Genomic DNA, 20,807 nt, shown 5'->3' on the forward strand with positions numbered 1-20,807 from the left:
GCAAGCAGTGAGGGAAGCAAGCACGGAGCTTCTGGTCGAGGCGGACCCGAACACCAACGTGACGGACCTCCTCCTGGAACGCTGCCACAAGGATCCGTTCGGTAACCTGTACGCGCACAAAACCGCGAACGGCTGGCTGAACATTTCGGCCGCCAGGTTCCTGGCCGACGTCACTGCCTTGGCCAAAGGCCTGATCGCGGGTGGGCTCAATCCCGGAGATCCCGTAGCCGTGCTGTCCCGCTCAAGCTTTGAATGGACATTGGTGGACTTCGCCATCTGGATGGCCGGCGGAGTCACCGTCCCCATCTATGAGACGTCTTCGGGGAGCCAGATCGAGTGGATCCTCACGGACTCCGGAGCCAGGCGTATCTTTGTGGAGGACACTGCCAAAGCGAGCCTCGTCCATGCGGTAGTGGAACACTCAGCGGCCCTGGCTGAGGAACCTGTGGCCATCATCCGGATGGAGCACGACGGCGACGCACCCAACCTGACCAGCGTCTCCGCCGTCGGGGTCGGCATCATGGACGCCGAACTGGAGCGCCAGCGCAGCGCAGCGAACCTGTCGAGCCTGGCATCAATCGTCTACACCTCCGGAACCACGGGCAAGCCCAAGGGCTGCGAAATCACTCATGGCAATTTTGTCCTCGTGGCACGTAACGTCATCCCGTTCCTCCCCGAACTGCTCATGCAGCAAGACGCACGAACCCTGATGTTCCTGCCCCTGGCGCACGTCCTCGCCAGGGCTGTGCAGGTTGTTTGCCTCACGGCAGGCATCACGCTGGGACACAGTGCCGGCACCAGCGGACTCATGGCGGATCTTGGATCCTTCAAGCCCACCTTCCTGCTCGCCGTGCCCCGCATCTTCGAGAAGGTCTACGCGGGCGCCAGCCACAAAGCGGCCATGAGCGGTAAGTCCGCCCTCTTCTCGGCAGCTTCGGCCACCGCGGTTGAATATTCGACGGCGGTGGACCTCGCAAGCCGTGGTGAGGGGCAGGGACCGGGTTGGCTTCTGAGCCTGAAGCACACCACTTTCAACAAGCTCCTTTATCCCAAGGTGCGGGACGTTTTCGGCGGCGACGTCGGCTACACGGTTTCCGGAGCCAGTCCCCTCAGCCTCCGGGACAACCATTTCTTCCACGGCGCGGGAGTTCCCGTTCTTGAGGGCTACGGGCTAACAGAGACCACTGCACCCTGTACCGTCAACACTCCCAGCATGTCCCGCATCGGTACGGTGGGCATTCCCCTCCCTGGAACCACCATCAGGGTGGCGCAGGACGGCGAAGTGCTGGTCAAGGGCATTGGTGTCTTCAAGGGCTACCACAACAATGAAGAGGCCAATCGGGCTTCCTTCGTTGACGGCTTCTTCCGCACCGGCGACCTCGGCGAGCTCGACGCCGACGGCTTCCTGACCATCACCGGCCGCAAGAAGGACCTCCTGGTCACGGCCGCTGGAAAGAACGTGGCACCGGCCCCTTTGGAGGAGAAGCTCCGCGAACACCCCCTGGTGGGTCAGGCAGTAGTGGTCGGCGACGGCCGGCCCTTCGTCGCGGCACTGGTCGGATTGGACCCCGAAGGACTTGCCGACTGGAGCGCCGAGAACAAGGCCGGCGCCCTGACCCCCGAGGAAGCCGCTGGCGATGACCGGGTAAAGGCGGCTGTTCAGTCGGCAGTGGACGAGGCCAACAAGCTCGTCTCGGCTGCCGAGTCGATCAAGAAGTTCGCTTTCATCACGGCCGAACTCAGCGTCGAGTCAGGGCACCTGACGCCCTCGCTGAAGCTGAAGCGGGCCGCGGTGCTCAACGACTTTTCAGCGGCTGTGGAGAAGCTCTATGCGAAGTAGATTCCCCGCTTGGCTGGGCCACCGCAGATGCAGCACGGCACGGGACGTACCTGCTAGCGCGTAATTCCTGTGGGTTCCTTGCGGAGGCTGTCGGCGTCGTCGTTCGTGGAAGCCGCCTCGCCAAGTTCCTCGCGGTCCTCGTCTGTTTGTGCCGTCGCAAGGCCGCGACGCCGCTTGGTAGGCCACGTGAAGATGAATGTCAGCGTCGCTGCGAGGAACACCAGTGCCCCGATGACAATGCCCGCGTCAATCCAGAACTGTCCCGGGAAGAGCCGGATGAGGGTGTCTTCCAGCGAGAATGTCCACGTTCCATTCGCGAAGAAGATGCGGTGGAACTCGGTAAAGAACTGCTGCCAGCTCAGGACGGCCAAAACGGCGAGGCCAATAATGACGACCAGCGTGACGATTGAACCGGCAAAGAGTCCGCGGCGGATCCCGCCCGTGCTTCTCTTACGCAGATACAGGATGGCGATGATGCTGAGGATGATGAGCAAAAGCCCGGCCCCGAAGGAGGACAGAATGACCAGCTTCACGTCGGCCATGTGCGACACTTCGCTGTCGGTGAAGAGCTTGTCGCCGTCCTGGTTGACCAAGCCTCCCAGGTAGCGCGGGCCGGCCCAGTTACTGAGGTAATCAACCGCATATGAGCCATACGTCATACGGTCATCAGTGCTGAAACCGTAGCCGTCGCCGGGGAAGCCCGGGCGGTTGTACTCCACCCAGAGAAACAGCGGGCTGGTGACTGCCCGCACGGCAAGCACCAACAGGATCACCGGGTAGAAAACCGCCAAAAGCACCTGGAAGATCCGCGGGCCGATCGGTTTCACCTTTGCTGCTTGCTCGCGTTCAGCGTTTCGTCGCGCCACTTCGTCTTCCGGAGGACGTATCTGAAGAGCCGACGTCGGCAGGGGTTCTGAGTAGTGCGCCGGCTGCTTGGTGCTGGAAGCGCCCGCGAGGGTGTCGGCGAACAGCGGCGGCTCGACTTCCCCCTCCGCCGCTTCTGCAGCTTTGCGGTCCGCGCGGCTCCCGGGCTGGCCGGTGGCAGGCGTCGCGGTAGTGGGAGTTGACGCAGTGTTGACTGACGGCTTCGCGGCCGACGGCGTTGCCCCGGTCTTGTGTGTGGCTCCGGTGCCGGCCGCAGATCCGGTGCTGGCTGCAGGAGTGGCCGCAGATGCACCACTGGACGTCTTCGGCTTCATCCAGTCGAAGGCCGGTTCATTGGGGTCCTCATGGACGTCCGTGTCCGGTTCTTGTGGTTTTGGGCTCTTGTCGCTCACAGCGGGTTTCACTTCCGTAGGCATCCACCGGCGATTGCTTGCTGCCGGCTCTCTTGTCTGCATTCGAGCCTACCGCCCGGCATTACACTGACACGCGGTGCCACCCCGGCTGCGACCAGATTGAAACGTAACTGTAAGGTCTACGATGCAATGCTGCGATACCCGGCGTCGTTGGCATCCATATCTCCTGTAACGCCCGCGCGGACTGCCTTCCCACCGAGCACCAACGTGTAGACCCAGTACCCGGCCAAAACCAGAGCACCGATGGTGATCTTAGCCCATACGGGAAGGGGGCTCGGCGTCACAAAGCCTTCAACAATGCCCGAAACCAGCAGGACGAGCACCAATCCCAAAGCAACGGTAATCAGCGACCGGCCTTCATCAGCCACAGCTTGCAGCCTTGTCCGCGGTCCGGGCCGAACCATAGCCCAGAAAATCTTTAGCCCCGCCGCGCAGGCAATGAAGACAGCAGTGAGTTCCATGAGGCCGTGCGGAAGGATGTAGCTGAAGAAGATGTCCATCTTCCCCGTGGCCAGGAAAAGTCCCGCCGCGATTCCCAGCGCCTGCGCGTTCATGAACAAGATGAAGGGCACCCAGAATCCGGTAATGCCAAAAGCCACAGCTTGTGCGGAAATCCACGCATTGTTCGTCCACACCAAGCCGGCGAACGAGGCCGCGGGGTTCTCGGAGTAGTAGTCGATGAAGTCTTCGTCCACATACTGCTGCACCTTGGCATCGCTGGACGCCACGGCCCTCAGCGCCTCCGGTGAAGTGCCAATCCACAAGGCATAGGCGCCCGCCACCAGGACGAAGGCAAGCCCGCACCAAATGGTCAACCATCGGATCCGGTAGAAGGCCGCGGGAAGGGAAATCACGAAGAACCGTGCCAGGTCCTCCATGAAATTGGAGCGGGCCCCCGTGAACCTAGTCCGGGCCTGAGCCAACGCTGCAGACAAGGATGCCGACAACCCTGTCTCGGGCGCCACGGACCGGATCAGGGACAAGTGCGCGGACACTGTCTGGTACAGGCGCAGGAGTTCATCCGCTTCGGCGCCCGTAAGCCTTCGCTTATGCGCCAGGAAATGAAGCCGCGACCATTTGTCCCCATGTACGGCCGAGAAGGCATCGATGTCCACGCCACCACCCTAGCGCCTGTATCCACCGGCAGGTCAGCCCGCCGCTAGACTCGTTGCAGCGGGCAGTCGAGTGGCCCGAAGCGTTGGCGAAACATGGGGGCAGGCATGAGTTCAATCATCACAGGCGAGGCCGTGGTCCTCGAACTTCGCCCGGCCTCCTTCGCAGCGCGTGCGCTGGGGCTCGTCCTGGACGTCATCTCCCAAGTCGTCCTTGCCATACTGCTGATCATCCTGATCACGAGCGCCTCCCGCGATCTCGACGACGCAGCCATACAGGCAATGGTCCTCGGCAGCGTCATATTCTCGGTGGTCATCGTCCCCGTGACCGTGGAAACCCTGACACGGGGGCGATCCTTGGGAAAGCTCGCAACAGGGCTCCGCATAGTGCGCGACGACGGCGGATCCATCCGTTTTCGGCACGCCCTCATCCGCGGGCTCCTCGGATTCCTGGAGATCTACCTGACCTTCGGCGGCCTCGCAATCGGAGTTGCACTGTTCAACGACAAATCCAAGCGCCTCGGCGACATCGTTGCGGGCACCTACTCCCTCCGGCAACGAGTACCCTCAACGCCCCGCATCATGCCCGTAGCCCCGCACCATTTGCAAGCATGGGTGGCCATGGCAGATATCGGCAGGGTACCGGATGCCACCGCTCGCCGGGCAGGAACCTTCGTGCAGCAGGCCTACCTGATGGCACCCGCCTCACGCATTAACATGGCTGCCTCGCTCGCATCGGAACTCGCAAGGTACGTCGCCCCACCCCCGCCGGCCGGCACCATCCCCGAAGACTACATAGGAGCAGTCCTCGGGGAACGGCGCAACCGCGAACTCACACGGCTCCGCCAAGCGGAGCAGCGAAACGCGACCGTAGGGGAACGACTCAGGAAGCTGCCGTTCACTAACGGTTAGTGCCCCCGCTACCGGCCGACGCCAGCCATCGCCGGTCGGCCGCCGTCCTCGGCGCGCTCGCTCGTTCCTCGCTTAGACGCACGCTGCCGGACGCCGGCCGACCGGCTAGTCCCGATACCGCTGCAGTCACCAGTGATCCGGTCTTGTGAGTCGTGGGGTAGCTGGGTGGAGGGGTCGCCTTCAGCGGCGTTGATCTGCGGTTGGGTCAGGTAGAGCGCGCTGGAGAGGTCGGCTCCCATCAGATCAGCGCCGCCCAACCTGGCGTCGGCACCCGGTTGGCGGCCGGCGTCGAGCCTTGGCTTGTCCTCGGCCCCGTAGGAGGCGCGTAGTTCTTCGCTAACCTCCGTCAGGAGTGCGCGGACTTCTCCATGGAGAGTTTCGACGTCGGTGGCCAGGACCGTGGACGCATCACCTTGTGCGGCGGCCGTTATGCGCTCGGAAAGGTGCTCCGCTGTGAATGCGAGGTCTGGATCGAACATCCGTTGCCGGGCTTCGACAATCTTAACGGCAGGACTACCGCTGGGCGTAGCTCGCCCACGGAATGTTCCAGTCGCCGAAGCCTTCCAGCGGCTCCACTGCCGGTGCGCCGGTGTTCAGGATCTGGACAACGTCACCGGTCTTCATGTTGTTGAAGAACCACTCAGCATCCGCCGGCAGCAGGCCCACGCAGCCATGCGAGACGTTAGCTACTCCAATGGAGCTCCATGCGGCCTCAAGGGCCTGGTGAACGTACACGCCGGACCACGTCAGCCGGTTGGCATATTCCACTACGAGGGGCGGGTAATAGCCTTTGTCACCGGGCTTCAGGCCAATTGTTCCGGCGTTGAAGTTGGAGTGGCGTTCCTGTTCCATGATCACCGCGTACCCGGTGGGCGAAAGCCAGTCTTCCCCGCCAAGGGACACAGGAGCCGTGTGAACCAACTGGCCGTCGGAGTACACGTTCATGGTCTTGGTTTTGTCGTCCACCACGGCCACTCTCTGGGGGCCGGTGGTGAACGTTGAGACCACGTCAGCGTTGCCGATCATGTTGTTTCCGAAATCGACGCCCAAAAGCTTCATGTCCACGGTGACGGTGGTGCCGGACGCCCAGAAAGCCTCCGGACGGATTCTGACCTTCTTGTCCGAGTACCAGTGCCAGGCCACGGGTTGGCCGGAGGAGACCGTGATGGCCACTCGCTTCTCCATTGCCGCCTTGTCCACAACGGGCTCACTGAAGTTGATTTCAATGGGCTGCCCGGAGCCGGCTGTGGTGCCGTGGCGGGGGTAGATGGAAGCGTCGGCCTCGTAGGCGGCAGAAACCGTGGTGAAGGTTTGGGACTTCCTGGTCTCTTTCCCCGCAGTATCCACAACGGTGAAGGTGTAGCTGTATTGGGTTTTGAACTTCAGCACTTCCTGAGTGGTCCAGGTGCTGCCATCAGGGCTGGTCTTGCCTTGGACAGCCGTCCCGCCACCCACCGGTGCCAGGACTACGTCCTTCAGCTTGCCGTTGACTGCTTTGATCTGGGGACCCACAACAGGGTTCCACTCCACAGCTCCATCAAGCGGGGTGATCCCCAACTCTACTGGTTTGGCTTCGACGGTAGGAGTGGGCGCGACCGCCGAATCCTGCGTAGAACCTGCCAGCAGGCCCGGCACCGTGACCACGCCGATTCCACCCACGACAATAGCTGCGCAGACTCCAATGATGGCAAGGATCTTGCCCTTTTTACGTTTGGCGACTTCCGTCATGGTTCCCGTCATCCTGTCCCCCGCAAGCATTACCGAACACCCAATTCTACCGGAAAGGCCGGACACGCTGGTTGCGTGCCCGGCCTTTCGCCATCGATTTGGGTACCGCCGGGGGCGGACTATGCAGCTTAGTAGCGGTAGTGCTCAGGCTTGTACGGACCCGCAACATCCAGGTCCAGGTAGTCCGCCTGGTCCTTGCTCAATTCCGTCAGCTCCACGCCCAAAGCATCCAAGTGGAGGCGCGCAACCTTCTCATCAAGGATCTTGGGAAGGACGTAGACCTGATTCCGGTACTCGCGCTCACCGGCGGGCTGGTCCTTCTTGGTCCAGAGTTCGATCTGCGCAATGGTCTGATTGGCGAACGAGTTGCTCATCACGAACGACGGGTGGCCCGTGGCGTTGCCCAGGTTGAGCAGCCTGCCCTCGGACAGCACAATGATGGACCGTTCGGAATCCGTCCCGGCCTCGAACACCCACTCGTGGACCTGCGGCTTGATCTCAACTTTCCTGACGCCCGGAATCCTGGCAAGCCCGGCGATGTCGATTTCGTTGTCGAAGTGGCCGATGTTGCCAACGATCGCTTTGTTCTTCATGCCCAGCATGTGCTCGGCCATGATGACGTCCTTGTTGCCTGTGGTTGTGATGAAGATGTCGCCCTGGGCGAGCACCGTCTCCAGCTTGGCAACCTGGTAGCCGTCCATAGCGGCCTGAAGAGCACAGATAGGATCAATTTCAGTGACAATGACACGCGAGCCCTGTCCACGCAGCGCCTCAGCGGCGCCCTTGCCGACGTCGCCATAGCCGCACACGACCGCCACTTTGCCGCCCATCAGGACATCCGTGGCCCTGTTGATGCCGTCCGGCAAGGAGTGGCGGATGCCGTACTTGTTATCGAACTTGCTCTTGGTGACGGAGTCGTTGACGTTGATGGCCGGGAACAGCAGCTTGCCCTGCTCCGCGAGCTGGTACAGGCGGTGCACACCGGTGGTGGTTTCCTCGGTGACGCCTTCGATGCGGGCAGCCAGGCGGGTCCACTTCTGCGGATCAGCGGCAAGGGTCCTGCGCAGGAGATCCAGGATGAGGACGTATTCCTCCGGATCATCCTCGCTGGCCGTCGGCACGGCACCCGCGGCTTCGAATTCGACGCCCTTATGCAGCAGCAGTGTGGCGTCGCCGCCGTCGTCGAGAATCATGTTGGGACCCAACTCCGGGTTGGTGTCCGCACCAGGCCAGGTGAGGATCTGCTCCGCAGTCCACCAGTACTCCTCAAGTGTTTCGCCCTTCCAAGCGAAAACCGGAACACCCTGCGGGTTTTCCGGGGTGCCCTTGCCGACGACGACGGCGGCAGCGGCTTCGTCCTGGGTGGAGAAGATGTTGCAGGAAGCCCAGCGAACTTCTGCGCCCAAGGCAGTGAGGGTTTCGATGAGCACTGCGGTTTGGACCGTCATATGCAAGGAACCGGCAATCCTTGCACCCTTGAGGGGCTGCTCCGCGCCGAACTCCGCGCGAAGGGACATGAGGCCCGGCATTTCGTGCTCGGCAAGACGGATTTGGTGGCGGCCGGCCTCCGCAAGAGTGATATCAGCCACTTTGAAGTCAAAAGTCATGGAAGTCCTTAGGGGTACCGTGCGAAGTTGATGGAAGAAAGCGCCTCAGGCCTTGGAATCGTGCTGGCCTGAGGTTGCCGCATTAGCTGCGGCCAGCAGTTCGGGAGGCAGGAGCAGCGGGATGCCGTCCTCAATGGTGTAGCGGAGCTTTTCGCCTTCCGCAGCGGCATCGGTGGAAACCAACTCATCGCCCTCTTGGACCAGCGGTGAACCCGTAACGGGGCAGCGCAGGATGGACAACAGTTCAGGACTGACCTTTGGCATGAATGATGCTCCCTGGGTGGCGCCGGCATGGCGCCGCTGGCGGATATATCTGCAGATTCCAGACTACCGCGCAGGGAGATCCTGTTTTGATCCAGGCGACGAAATGCGTCCGGGAGCCGAAACTCAGGAGCTGAAGGCCGTCCGGCTAAGACGGCTCGCGGAGGATGCGCAAGTGCCCTCGACGGGTGCCTTCGGTGCCGGCGGGTGGCTCCATCTGAGGGTGGCTGTGCCGGGCTGAAGTTTCGGTGGTGGCCGAAGCCGCCTCCCTGACCGCGTTGGCAAGTGCCAGCAAGTCATCCGGGCCTGGCTCTTGCGGCGTTGTGGGCATGGCGAGGCGCAGGACTTCCCAGCCCCGCGGGACCGTGAGCGATTCTGCGTGCTGCGAGCAAAGATCGTACGCATGCGGTTCTGCGTACGTGGCCAGAGGACCCAGGACTGCGGTTGACTCTGCGTACACGTACGTCAAAGTGGCCACCGCGGACTGGCGGCAGGCTGATCTGGAACACTGACGAATGGCACCCACAACATCCCAGATTAGCGCCAATGGCCCCATACATTGCGCATTGCCCGCCCGTGCCCCACGAACTCAACGCGAGTATCCCCCGATGCGGCGCGGTGGGGCCCTTGATGTCGCGCTGGCGGTTCCTCAGGACTAAAGTCGATATATGCAGTCACAGCCACATGTTCCCGGGTTCAACATCCGGTGGACTGACGCCGATGGCGATCAGGCCCAGGAACACGCCGGTTCGGAAGCGCGGGGCTTCCGGCGACGCCGGCGAAACCGGCACGGACGGGGACTGCGTGGGGAGTTGATGCTCCCTAATCTCCCCGGCTTCCGCACCCGCTCGGAACGCTTTGATGACATGGTGCTGGACTCCGCCGAACGGCTTCAGGACATGTGGGGCAAACAGCTCGACGGCGTTCTCTTTGCGGTCGATGAGATTCCACCCAACCTTGAGCAGCTGGTTGCTACAGGAAACACCGCCCCCTTGGGCTCCTACACCCCCGGCGGCCGCGGCGAGGCACCTATGATCACGGTGTACCGCCGAGTGGTTGAGCAAGGCGCTGCTACCCGTGAAGAACTGCAGGACCTTGTCCACGACGTCGTAGTCGAGTACACCGCAGAAATGCTAGGCGTGCCCCCGGAAACCTTGGACCCGGTCTACCGCCGCCGGTACCAATAGCTTCCTTAGTAGCCGACTGAGACCGGGACCTTCTCAAGTCCCGCTGCCGCGTCCTGTATTGCCACGACGGAAACGTCTGCCCGTCCTTGCTTTCCAAGTACCAGCGCACCGTACACCGGGTCACCCGAAGCGGAAACCACGTAGCCCACCACAGCCGAGCCACCGGACTTGTCCGGCAGCCCGATCAGAGATGTGGTCCCGCCGGACATGTCCACATCAACGGTTTTGCCGACCTTTCCGTCAGCAGTCACGGGAGCGTAACTGACCGTGCCGCGCCCCTCGGGAACGCCGAAGCTCAAAGACCTCTGGCCTTCCCGCGGTACGGCCACCAAGTGCTGGCTGCCAAGACGGGCCGATGACGGCGACCACGCAAAGTCGGTTGGTTCCTCGGCTTTGGAACCGCGGGTGACCCTCGCCGATGCCAGGAACGATACATCCGAGCTGGCTCTGACGGTGTAGCTACCGGCCGGGACGCCATCAAGGTTAAGTGTGGATACTGTCCCGCCCTTAACCGTCACGACTCCCCCATTGGGAATCTTTCGTTCACCGTTGGCGCCGTAAAGACCGACTTGCACAACGGCGTCCGTGGATCCGGGGACTGCGATCTGGAGTGCCGGTACGGCATCCGCGAAACCTGACTTACCGGCCAGCGCCTTGACGGCCGCCGGATCCTGGATATCGACGCCGGACATCACCTGCAGGTTGGAAGGCGCCGAACCTGGCGAGAGGTACTCCACACCGCCTGGGGCGATTCCACGCAACACGCTCTGCTGGATAGTTGAGGCAACAGGACCGCCTGTGCTGCGCACGTGCACGGCTAGTTGCGATTCGCCCGGCGCTAGTCCAGCCAGGTTCACCGAGCGGGTGGTTCCGGGAGCCACCAGGAGACCACGTGCCCCGGGGGCCTGGATCTGTCCCTCGGATCCAAAAAGGTCAAGGTTTACTGTTGCCGGGGTCTCCGAGGCGTTGCTCACGTTCAGGACGGCTGTCCTGCCCACCGAAGTGTTGGCCCCCAGGAGCCAGGCATCGTTACCCGGTGGCTGGCATTGTGTTGACGCAAGGCCGCGAAGATCGCCGTCCGTAGCTGAGTAGCTAAGGTTGGCAGCCAGGGAGGCTTGCTCGTTTCCCAGGGCCTCGGCTCCCACAACCGAGGGAGACGCCACCGGGCTGATGTTCGCAACCCCGGCCGCGAGTACGGGCGGACCAACAGTGGGTGTAGGCGTGCTGGTAGGAGCCTTGGCGATCTCATCCACTGTCTCACCACCCAGCGAGGTCACGTTGCTCTCGGGCACAGTACCCGCCGGGTTGCTCAGCACCACTGCGTTCAGGGCGCTGGTGGCTGTGGTGGACACCGGGCTGAAGTCAGCATCCGTGCCCACCACGGTTCCGCTCACAAGCCTCGCGGGTTCCGGACAGACACCCATGGAACGGCCCGCGGGAACGTCAGCCTGCCGGATATCCATGGTGGTGCCCCCGGAAGGTTCCGGGACCATGGACGTCGCGGCCACGGCGCCTCCGCCCGCCGCAAGGATGGCCACCGCTGACAGGACGCCAGTGATCATTCCCTTGTTGGAGCTGCGGGACTTCGTGCTTCGGGAACTGGAACTGCCGGAATCGGAAGTGCGGACCTTGGAGCTCCCGGACCTCTTACCCGAACCGCTTGCTCCTCCCGTGTTCCCGGCACGGGACTTGGGTTTTTCCAGGCCTCCAGTGCTTTCGCCGGACACGCTCTTCTGGTCCTCAGACACTGCTGTACTCCTTACGGAGGGAGACTTCATCCCTCGACATACCGGTTCGGCTGCGGCGTGCGGGCATGGGAACGGCCAACAGGACCGTCAATCCAATCACCACAGCCTGCAGGATTCCGATCCATAAGGCCCAAGGGTTGGTGTAGCGGATTTCCAGGTCGCCGCCGCTGGCAGGCAACTCGAACGCCTGGGACCAGCCGGACGTGGTGGCCTTCAGTTGGCGGCCATCCAACCAGGCGCTCCAGCCCGGATCGGACCGTTCGGCGAGGACCACCTTTCGGCCCTCATTGCCCGATTCCACGGTGGCAGCGACATCCACGTCTTCGGATGGCAGCGCATTCAGTAAAGCGCCTTGGGAGTCCACGACGCGTACCCGGTGTGCCGTGTCCGCGGCAGTAGCCGCGGGCTGGTTCCGGGGAGTCACTCGCCACAGCCATCCGGCGTCTGTCTGGCCAACTGCTACGAGTCCCGGAACGGCGTCGATCCTGCTGGCCGTCAACTGTGCGGCGTTATCTGCTGCCTTGAGGACCACGAATCCGGCACCAAGTTGTTCAAGGTCGGCGCGGGGGTCCACGCCCGTCCCCGCCACGATGGTGGCCACTGCCCTGCGAAGGGATGTGGTGGCAGCGTCATCGGCTGCGATTTCCTCGCGTCCTGGCGCGCCAATGATGGTTCGTGCAGAGGCAATGGTGGACAAGCTGTCCAACGTGGTCCCGGCTCCCCGCATCAAGGAAGAGGAGAATGCGCCCTGCTCACCGGTGGTGATGACCAGCGTACGCGTTCGCTCCGGTCCCTGGCCACGGTCGACGGCGGTGGCGGGCAACGTGCCCGTATCCACCGGCCATATTTGCCGTTCGGCGCCAAGGGACGACGTCTTTTCGGCAGTGGTGGGTGCCGTAACGGGCACGGCAGTCGGCGTAGGCTGCACCACATTCTGAGCCGTCCAGGCAGCCATGCCGGCGAGCGGTCCGGCAACCAGAAGCGTCATGGTCGCGGCCGAGGCCATGCGCCGCAGCGGAAGGTGGCGCCGGGGAGCCTTGGGCATCTTTCGCGCTGCTGTGAAGAGCTTCTCAGCACCGAGAACGGCAGCGCCTAGAAGCAACATCCCTGCCGCTGATACAGCCGGGCCGGTGAACGGCCCAACAATCACGTTGTTATTGACCCCGGTGGCTACATGGCCCACCAGCCAACCGCTCGAAAGGGTAGCCAGGGCGACCAGCCAGAAAACCCGGGCCAACGCAGCGCGTTTACCCGGAACGAACAAGGCAGCAACCGCCAGGACCAGGACTGGTGCGATGACCAGCAGAGCCTGCAACAGAGCCCAGGGCACAGCGCCAGGACCGAAGATCGCCAGACCGGTCAAACCGCCGTCGATGTCGAAGGCAAGCGGCTGGCCAAGTAGTTGCTGCCACAACGGAGCAGCCTCAAACGTCAGCGGCATTCCGGGATCGGCGAGCAACGAGCGCGGCCTGTCCAGCACGGACACCACGTAGGGAAGGAACAAAGCGACAGTTGGCAGGAGCGACCACCACAGTGTTTTGCCTCGATGCCCGAGGACCACCGCGGCGAGAATCACGGCAACGGCGATGGGCCCCAACAATGACGGAGCAGAAGCCGTGACAACGGCCATGGCAAGACCTGCGGCGGCTGCGGCAGTCCATGACGGTGTCCCATTGATGCCAGGCTTACCGACGATCAGGGCCGGACGGCGGCTGAGTTGTGTCCCCGCCAAAGCGGCCCCTTGGGCGACCGCCGATCCCGAGGCGCGCAACAGCGCGAGGAGCAGCAACGGCATCATGACGTGCGCCACCAAGGCGCCGACACGGCCTTCGTTGATCGCGATCAGAAGTGCGGGAGCACCGGACCACGCTAGTGCCGCCGCTACCCGGAAGCGACGCTTGGTAGTCAGCGCGCCCGCCGCGAACCATGCGCCCAGTGCGGACAACGGCATGGCAAGGATCAGCAGCCAAACCATCGCGGTGTTGCCATCCCCGCCTCCAAAGAGCGAGAGCAGCCACAACACGTAGCCGAACGGATCGCCGTGTCCGGGCAGGCCTGCTCCTAACGAAATCCACCACGTGGACGCATTCGACCAAATGTCGCCTGGTGACGCCGAAAGAGGGAGGAGCCCGCCACCGGCAACGGTGCCTGAGCGAAGCAGCCCCAGCAGTCCCACGAGTGCTGCGGCGAGGGCTATCAGTGCAGCTGCGACGGCGCCTGTGCCCACCCAGCCACGTTCATTGGTGGCCAGTGCGGTGAAATCATCCGCCGCGTCCCCGCTGGGTTCAGGGGCCAAAAGGTCAGAGACAGCGGGAGTTTCTTCGGCGGGGCGGATTGCTTCCAATAACGAGCGCCTGTTGGCACGCACGTCCCGCGTGGGTGTCTGAAGTCCCCGGACCACGGACCTGTGTACCCGGCGTGTCCTGGCCGCAACGCGGCGACCCCTGGCTATGGCAACCGGGCGGACCAGGGCAGCAATGGTGGAGGTGAATTGGGAGAAGCCATATCCCGGTTCTTTGACCAGGATGCTCAGCATCAGTCGGATGATGGCGCCGAACAAGGCGCCCACTGCTTGGAACGGCACTTTCCACCAGGACGTGTGCTTGAGCCGCATATGGATCTGGGCTTTGCGCGCCGCGGAGGATGTTCCCAGGCCATGCGGGCGGTGCTCCACGTGGAACATCCGGGCACTGGGCACTACAACTACGCGATTGCCCGCAAGCCAGTTACGCCAGCAAAAGTCCACGTCATCGCCGCTGCCGGGCAAGGCCGGGTCAAAACCTTCCAGCAGTTCCCAGACGTCGCGGCGGATCAACATACCTGCGGAGTTCACCGCAAAAGTGTCAGTGCGGGCATCGTATTGCCCTTGGTCTACTTCGTCGGCGTCGATCAGGGTGAGGCGCTCAGCCCAGCGGCTGGTTGAAAGTCCCACATCAACCAGATGCCGCTTGTTGTCCCAGCCGAGCTGCTTACAGCCCGCCACGGTTACGGAGGGGGCGCGTTCAACCGCATGGAGCAGCTCCGCCAGGGCATCAGGCGCGGGAGCAGCGTCGTCGTGCAACAGCCAGATCCATTGCACGGAATCACCCTGCGTGACACCGTCGGCAGGAGCGAGCTCGTGCAGGCCGGCACGAACAGCCGCGCCAAAACCGGATCTTGCATGCTGATAAGAGGTGACGCTGTTCTGTCCGAGCGCTTCACGGAGCAAGTCCAGCGAGTTATCAGTGGAACCTGTATCAATGCCAATGGCGGCATCTGCCGAACGCGTCTGGTCCGACAATGCCGCCAAGGTCCTGGGGAGATAGTTGCCGCCGTCGTGGGAGACCACAACGGCGGTAACGTGTACTTCCTTGAGAATCAGACCGCTCGCTTCCTTAGCCGACGACGTTCCCGCTCAGAGAGTCCGCCCCAAATTCCGAACCGCTCGTCGTTGGCCAGGGCATACTCCAAGCACTGCGAGCGGACGTTGCACGCTCCGCAGACCTTCTTGGCGTCCCTGGTGGAACCACCCTTTTCCGGGAAGAAAGCTTCGGGATCTGTTTGTGCGCAGAGTGCGTCCGTCTGCCAGCCCAGTTCACCTTCGTCGTCGAAGTCCCCCTGGCTGGGAAGGCCGATCCACACAGGTTGCCCCGGCGTTTCAAGCGGACGACGCAGCTCCATGGGAGGGTCGTCCATATCTTCGTCCGGTCCAGCGGGCAGGTCCCCGACCAACGCCTCATGTGCGGCCAGGAGGGCAGTTGCCTGATCCTCCAAGGACTGCTGCACATTCTGGTTGTATCGGTCTGCCGCTTCCGGGTCCGCCGGGTCTACGTACCAATCCCCCGGCACTTCCCTCGAACGGTACTTCACCGACGCATGTTCTGCGACGACTGCATCTTCCTGGATACGCAACGCTTGCCCCATGGCGTCCCTCCTGATTTTGCAGCTGCTGCTTGGATGTGTTTCCGACTACCGGTGACGTTCCGGGAATCTGTGCAGCGGCGTTGATTACTAATTACACGCGTGTAACTACCCGCCAGTCAAGCCGCGCCGGGATAATAATCAAGAATCTGTAGAAACGTGGGATGCGCCACGCCCAACATTTTTCAGCCGCGCCCCGTGTGTCGGGGCGGCAAATGGAAGCGTTTGATCGGTTCAGGTGAACTTTCATTGAATTTCCGCGGAAAACCGCCCCGGGCCCCCAAGTCGACCATCGACTGGAAAAACTATAGTGTGTCGCATTTCACATTCGTGCTGCGAAGCCCACGGACGCGGCGCAACCCCCGTGGCAAGATTGACGCATGAGCATCCCGGCAGCGAACCTCATGACCGCCCTGCGATCCGGCCATTCAACGTCACCACGACTCACCTGGTATGGTCCCGACTCCGAACGGGTGGAACTTTCGGGGCGTGTCCTGGATAACTGGGTCGCAAAGACCAGCAACCTGCTGCAGGACGAATTGGATGCCGAACCCGGAATGTCCATCAAGCTGGACCTCCCGGCACATTGGAAATCCTTCGTCTGGGCCCTTGCAGCGTGGCAACTGGGAATGGAGGTGGTCTTCAACGACACCTCAGCGGATCTGCTGGCGACCGACAAGCCCTACGATGGTGCCGGTGCCGGCTTCGATGCAGTCGTCGCCGTGCCCCTCGCTGCACTTGCCATGCGCTGGCCGGGTGAGCTGCCGTCCGGCGTCGTGGACTATGCGGCGGAAGTCCGTTCCCATGGCGACGTCTTCATGGCTCATAACGAACCCGAGGCGGGCCTGCCCGCCGTACGCGGAACCTCAGGACTTCCCCACGAGGATCTTATTGACGGGTTTGCCGCCGCCCAGGAACCAGGCGTCCGGCTACTGGTACGCGCGGCGGACGGCCTGGAATCGTGCTTGGCAGCTTCTTTGGGGGCGTGGAAAGAGGACGGCTCCGTAGTGCTGGTCCACCCCGGGCTCGAAGTGACCGGGCACCTTCTGGAGAACGAGCGCGTCAGCCGTTCTTAACCGACGGGAATTCGCCGGTTGCCGGGTTGGCGCCGGACTCGGAGCCTGCCTTGGGCTTGTGGTGCAGTTCAATGATCTCGTGGTCATGCGAGAACTCGGGTTCGGCATCCAGTTCTTCGTTGAACACCCAGAAGCGGTAGGCGAAGAATCGGAAAATAGTGCCCAGGATGAGCCCCACAACGCTGCCGGCTATGAACAGTGACGGCTTGTCGTTGAGGTCAAGAATGTACTTGGCGAACCACACACAGCCCGACGCAATCAGGAGCCCCACAAGGTTCATGACGGCAAACAGCGCGGCTTCACGGACCACATTGGCCTGTTTACGGTGTCGGAACGTCCAGAAACGGTTGGCGACCCACGAGAAAATACTTGCCACAATGGTTGCAATGGCTTTGGCCCACACTTCGCTGCCGTGCATCGGGCCCGAAAAGAGCCAGATGAAGACCGCCGAGTCGATGACGAAAGCAACACCGCCGACGGCGCCGAACTTTGCTACCTCACGCCAAAAAAGTGAGGCAAGTCCGCGGATGCGATCTGCAAGTGTGGTGATCATGACCCTCCATGGCCGTTGAAAAAGTGGGCCGATGGGCCTCACCCATTTTAGCGCCGATTTCCTTGTGCTGCCTTTGAGGGCGCTGTGAGAACGCCGATACGGTCGCCTCACGCCGCAGAAAAACCATCCCAAAGGACGGCAGAATCAGTGATCCTGCCGGTGGTTCGGTAGGCTGAACCTTGTGACTTTTCCAGTAATTGGCGTTGTTGGCGGCGGCCAGCTCGCACGAATGATGGCTCCGCCCGCTACCGCCTTGGGCTTCGAACTCCGTGTTTTGGCCGAGGGTGAGGACGTTTCTGCCGTGGCTGCAGTGGCCACTGCACCTATTGGCGACTACAAGGATTTGGACGCTCTTCTTGAGTTCTCCAAGGGCCTGGACGTACTGACCTTTGATCACGAACACGTCCCCACGGAACACCTGCAGGCCCTCTTGGACGCCGGCGTCAACGTTCAACCCGGCCCTGATGCGTTGGTTAACGCACAGGACAAGCTGGTGATGCGGGCTGCAATCGACCGCTTGGGCCTGCCGAACCCCGAGTGGTCAGCTGTCAGCAGCGTTGAAGATCTGGTGGCCTTTGGCGACAGGATCGGCTGGCCCGTGGTTCTGAAGACCCCCCGCGGTGGCTATGACGGCAAAGGAGTCAGAATTGTCGACTCCGCAGACGATGCCTTGGAAACTGCCGACTGGTTCCAAGCCATGAACCCCCTGCTGGCAGAAGCCAAGGTTGATTTCAGCCGCGAACTCTCGGCCCTTGTTGCACGGAGCCCCAGCGGCGAATCCCGAGCATGGCCCGTTGCCCACACCATTCAAGTGGATGGTGTTTGCGATGAAGTGATCGCACCCGCCCAGAATATTTCCGTCGAAGTTGCAGCTGCCGCCGAAGAGGCTGCCCTGCGCATTGCCAACGAGCTCGGAGTCACCGGGGTCATGGCCGCTGAGCTGTTTGAAACCCCGGGAATCGGAGCAGGCTTCCTCATCAACGAGCTGGCGATGCGTCCCCACAACACGGGGCACTGGACGCAGGACGGCTCCATCACCAGCCAGTTCGAGCAGCACCTGCGGGCCGTGTTGGACCTTCCGTTGGGCGCAACTGATGCACTGGCCCCGGTGGTGGTCATGAAGAACTTCCTGGGCGGCGACAACCAGGACCTCTTTAAGGCCTTCCCCATGGCGTTGGCCTTCGAGCCCGCGGCAAAGGTGCACTCCTACGGCAAGTCCGTTCGACCGGGCCGCAAGATCGGCCATGTGAACCTGGTTGGCAGCTCGGTTTCCGACGTCGACTCCGTCCGCCAGCGCGCTACCGCCGTGGCCAACATCATCCGTGACGGCCGCAAGCCCGAGCAGACCACCTTTGAGGAGACCGCATGACTTCGGAAACAACAGCCCCGCTGGTTGGGCTCGTGATGGGCTCGGACTCCGATTGGCCGGTCATGGAAGCCGCCGCGGACGCCCTGGCCGAGTTCGGTATCCCCTTTGAGGCCGACGTCGTGTCAGCTCACCGCATGCCTACCGAGATGATCCGGTACGGCCAGACTGCCCACGAACGCGGGTTGCGCGTCATCATTGCCGGAGCCGGCGGGGCAGCCCACCTTCCCGGCATGCTTGCCTCCGTCACGCCCCTTCCCGTCATCGGCGTCCCCGTCCCCCTCAAAACGTTGGACGGCATGGACTCCTTGCTGTCCATCGTCCAGATGCCTGCCGGCGTTCCAGTGGCCACCGTGTCCATCGCTGGTGCCCGCAACGCTGGTCTCCTCGCCGTCCGCATGTTGGCTTCGGGAACTGACGAACTTGCATCGAAGCTCCGCGCAGACCTCCTCACCTTTGCCCAGGAACTGAATGACGTCGCCACCAAGAAGGGTGAAAACCTGCGCCACAAAGTGGAAGAGGTCTTCTCCCCTGCCAATGCCTCTGCCCGGAGCTCCCGCTAGGAAGGCAGCAGTTGATGACCACGCACAAGACCCCGAGTCAGCACGGTTCCGCCCTGACTGACCCCGTCCGCTATCCGTCCGGCGCAAGCGCCCCGGTGCGGACCAAACGCGCCTTCGTGCTGGTCCTCCTCACCCTCTTTGTTCCCGGCAGCGCGCAAATCGTTGCCGGGGACCGCAAACTTGGCCGCATTGCTTTGCGCGTCACCATCACTGTGTGGGCTCTGGCCTTGCTTACCCTGTTTATCGCCTTGGTGAACCGAACGCTGCTGCTCAGCGTAGTCACGCATCCGGTGGGTTCGTTGTTCATCATTGTGATCCTCGTGGCGTTGGCGTTGGGGTGGGCATTCTTGTTCCTCAATACCCTGAGGATCATCAGGCCCGCGCTCCTGGCACCGGGAATGCGTCCCATCATCGCCGTGGTCCTGGCGGTAACCACTGTCCTCGCCAGCGGATCGCTGGGCTATCTCGCCTACGTCTTGAACGTGAGCCGCAACGCAATCGGCAGCATTTTCAATGCAGGTCCCTCCATTGATCCTGTGGACGGACGATACAACTTCCTCATGATGGGTGGCGACGCCGGAGACGACAGGACCGGCCGCCGCCCGGACAGCCTTTCCGTCATCAGCGTCGACGCGAAAACCGGCGAGAGCGCCATCATCTCGGTCCCTCGCAACCTTCAGAACGCCCAATTCAGCGAGGGCTCGCCGATGCGCGAGATCTACCCCGATGGCTACAACTGCGGTGACGAATGCCTGATCAACGCCGTCAACACAGAGGTCACCAACAACCACCAGGATCTCTATCCAGGCGTCGCGGATCCCGGAGCGCAGGCCACCCTCGAAGCGGTGTCCGGCACTTTGGGTATCACCGTCCAGGCCTATGTCCTGGTGGACATGGACGGTTTCGCCAAACTCATCGATGCCATGGGCGGCATCCGTATCAAAGCCGGTGGCTGGGTACCCATCAGTGGTCCCGTCACTGACGAGGCCAACGGCATTCACGGCATGCCCGATGGCTGGATCCCTGCCGGGGACCAGCACTTGAATGGTTTCCAGGCCCTTTGGTACGGACGGTCCCGCGAATTCGTGGATGACTACGCCCGCATCGCGCGCCAGCAGTGCGTGCAGCAAGCCATGCTCAGGCAGTTGGACCCTGCGACGCTCCTCACCAAGTTCGAGGACATCGCCAACGCCGGTACCAAGGTGGTTGACTCCAACGTTTCCTCCAATCAGCTGGGCAGCTTTGTGGACCTCGCTTTGAAGTCCAAGAACCAGCCCGTCAAGCGCCTCACTATCGGTCCGCCGGACTTTGATGTGTCCTTCTCCACGGTGCCTGACTTTGACCTGATCCATTCCAAGGTTCAGGAATTGCTGTCCTCCTCCAACACCCCCAAGGCGAGCGACGCCGTCGTTTCCTATGATGGCGCCGGTGCGGGAGCCGTCATGGCCGCAGGCCCGCTCGCCGGTTCCGTTCCCGCCGGCCAGTTGCCGTCGCCGTCGCCGTCGGCTGATTTCACGCCGGTGACCACCACGCCGGACGGCACTCCGATCACCATCGAGTTGCTGAACGGCCTCAAGGCCCAAGGCGATGAGCAAGGCATCCGCAACCTTGTGGCAACCAACGGACAGTGCGCACCGCTGTAGCAGCCCACCCCAC

Annotated in this window: 18 protein-coding genes; 7 read left to right on the top strand and 11 right to left on the bottom strand. The window is 62.6% G+C overall.

The genetic code is table 11. From position 1 onward, the window contains the following. Positions 1 to 7: 7 nt before the first annotated feature. On the top strand, positions 8 to 1,840 hold the full coding sequence (locus RIF72_RS13500; RefSeq protein ID WP_309075383.1) for an AMP-dependent synthetase/ligase: 1,833 nt from the start codon (positions 8 to 10) through the stop codon (positions 1,838 to 1,840). 53 nt (positions 1,841 to 1,893) lie between these two features. Here the strand turns inward: RIF72_RS13500 and RIF72_RS13505 are convergent, their stop codons facing one another. Both RIF72_RS13505 and RIF72_RS13510 read right to left on the bottom strand, forming a co-directional pair. Beyond that, a complete protein-coding gene (locus RIF72_RS13505) occupies positions 1,894 to 3,141 on the bottom strand; it encodes a TIGR01906 family membrane protein (RefSeq protein WP_309075384.1) in 1,248 nt (415 codons plus the stop codon). Between the two features lie 116 nt (positions 3,142 to 3,257). Then, complete coding sequence (locus RIF72_RS13510; RefSeq protein ID WP_309075385.1) at positions 3,258 to 4,253, bottom strand: stage II sporulation protein M; 996 nt, start codon at positions 4,251 to 4,253, stop codon at positions 3,258 to 3,260. Positions 4,254 to 4,358: 105 nt separating this feature from the next. Here RIF72_RS13510 and RIF72_RS13515 point away from each other — a divergent pair, with 105 nt between their 5' ends. After that, a complete protein-coding gene (locus tag RIF72_RS13515; RefSeq protein WP_309075386.1) occupies positions 4,359 to 5,162 on the top strand; it encodes an RDD family protein in 804 nt (267 codons plus the stop codon). 8 nt (positions 5,163 to 5,170) lie between these two features. Here the strand turns inward: RIF72_RS13515 and RIF72_RS13520 are convergent, their stop codons facing one another. The 5 genes from RIF72_RS13520 to RIF72_RS13540 all read right to left on the bottom strand — a co-directional run bounded on the left by RIF72_RS13520 (position 5,171) and on the right by RIF72_RS13540 (position 9,314). Beyond that, positions 5,171 to 5,641 (bottom strand): hypothetical protein, encoded by a 471-nt coding sequence (locus RIF72_RS13520; RefSeq protein WP_309075387.1) that lies wholly within the window; start codon positions 5,639 to 5,641, stop codon positions 5,171 to 5,173. Between the two features lie 34 nt (positions 5,642 to 5,675). Then, the gene (locus RIF72_RS13525; protein ID WP_309075388.1) at positions 5,676 to 6,890 is read right to left on the bottom strand and encodes an Ig-like domain-containing protein; all 1,215 of its coding nucleotides are present in this window, start codon (positions 6,888 to 6,890) and stop codon (positions 5,676 to 5,678) included. Between the two features lie 128 nt (positions 6,891 to 7,018). Next, on the bottom strand, positions 7,019 to 8,497 hold the full coding sequence (ahcY, locus tag RIF72_RS13530; RefSeq protein WP_309075389.1) for an adenosylhomocysteinase: 1,479 nt from the start codon (positions 8,495 to 8,497) through the stop codon (positions 7,019 to 7,021). Between the two features lie 45 nt (positions 8,498 to 8,542). Continuing rightward, complete coding sequence (locus RIF72_RS13535) at positions 8,543 to 8,761, bottom strand: Trm112 family protein (protein WP_309075390.1); 219 nt, start codon at positions 8,759 to 8,761, stop codon at positions 8,543 to 8,545. Positions 8,762 to 8,906: 145 nt separating this feature from the next. Beyond that, on the bottom strand, positions 8,907 to 9,314 hold the full coding sequence (locus RIF72_RS13540) for a DUF3499 domain-containing protein (RefSeq protein ID WP_375164228.1): 408 nt from the start codon (positions 9,312 to 9,314) through the stop codon (positions 8,907 to 8,909). Between the two features lie 112 nt (positions 9,315 to 9,426). Between RIF72_RS13540 and RIF72_RS13545 the strand changes: the two genes are divergently transcribed. Next, a complete protein-coding gene (locus tag RIF72_RS13545; protein ID WP_309075391.1) occupies positions 9,427 to 9,945 on the top strand; it encodes a metallopeptidase family protein in 519 nt (172 codons plus the stop codon). A 5-nt stretch (positions 9,946 to 9,950) separates the two neighbouring features. Here RIF72_RS13545 and RIF72_RS13550 read toward each other — a convergent pair whose 3' ends face one another. Genes RIF72_RS13550 through RIF72_RS13560 form a run of 3 tightly spaced genes read right to left on the bottom strand, consistent with a single transcriptional unit; the run spans position 9,951 to position 15,596 of the window. Further along, positions 9,951 to 11,693, bottom strand: coding sequence for a DUF5719 family protein (locus RIF72_RS13550; RefSeq protein ID WP_309075392.1), 1,743 nt, complete (start codon positions 11,691 to 11,693; stop codon positions 9,951 to 9,953). Beyond that, positions 11,686 to 15,021, bottom strand: a complete 3,336-nt coding sequence (locus tag RIF72_RS13555) for a glycosyltransferase (protein ID WP_375164229.1) — start codon at positions 15,019 to 15,021, stop codon at positions 11,686 to 11,688. Before RIF72_RS13555 ends, RIF72_RS13550 begins: the two co-directional genes overlap by 8 nt. A gap of 29 nt (positions 15,022 to 15,050) precedes the next feature. Continuing rightward, positions 15,051 to 15,596 carry a WhiB family transcriptional regulator gene (locus RIF72_RS13560; protein ID WP_309075393.1) on the bottom strand — a complete coding sequence of 182 codons (546 nt, stop codon included), beginning with the start codon at positions 15,594 to 15,596 and terminating at the stop codon, positions 15,051 to 15,053. Positions 15,597 to 15,973: 377 nt separating this feature from the next. Between RIF72_RS13560 and RIF72_RS13565 the strand changes: the two genes are divergently transcribed. Continuing rightward, positions 15,974 to 16,669 carry a TIGR03089 family protein gene (locus RIF72_RS13565; RefSeq protein ID WP_309075394.1) on the top strand — a complete coding sequence of 232 codons (696 nt, stop codon included), beginning with the start codon at positions 15,974 to 15,976 and terminating at the stop codon, positions 16,667 to 16,669. On the opposite strand, the gene RIF72_RS13570 is transcribed toward RIF72_RS13565, so the two are convergent. Then, the gene (locus tag RIF72_RS13570) at positions 16,656 to 17,222 is read right to left on the bottom strand and encodes a GtrA family protein (protein ID WP_309075395.1); all 567 of its coding nucleotides are present in this window, start codon (positions 17,220 to 17,222) and stop codon (positions 16,656 to 16,658) included. The genes RIF72_RS13565 and RIF72_RS13570 overlap by 14 nt on opposite strands. A 181-nt stretch (positions 17,223 to 17,403) precedes the next feature. Here RIF72_RS13570 and RIF72_RS13575 point away from each other — a divergent pair, with 181 nt between their 5' ends. From RIF72_RS13575 to RIF72_RS13585, 3 genes are read left to right on the top strand one after another with little or no spacing between them, the layout of a single operon-like run. After that, entirely contained in the window at positions 17,404 to 18,591 is a 1,188-nt protein-coding gene (locus RIF72_RS13575) for a 5-(carboxyamino)imidazole ribonucleotide synthase (protein WP_309075396.1), read from the top strand. Further along, positions 18,588 to 19,151 (top strand): 5-(carboxyamino)imidazole ribonucleotide mutase, encoded by a 564-nt coding sequence (gene purE, locus RIF72_RS13580; protein WP_309075397.1) that lies wholly within the window; start codon positions 18,588 to 18,590, stop codon positions 19,149 to 19,151. Before RIF72_RS13575 ends, purE begins: the two co-directional genes overlap by 4 nt. A 14-nt stretch (positions 19,152 to 19,165) precedes the next feature. Next, a complete protein-coding gene (locus tag RIF72_RS13585) occupies positions 19,166 to 20,794 on the top strand; it encodes an LCP family protein (RefSeq protein ID WP_309075398.1) in 1,629 nt (542 codons plus the stop codon). Positions 20,795 to 20,807 lie beyond the last annotated feature (13 nt).

It is taken from the genome of Paenarthrobacter sp. (assembly GCF_031180005.1).
Taxonomy (GTDB): Bacteria; Actinomycetota; Actinomycetes; order Actinomycetales; family Micrococcaceae; genus Arthrobacter.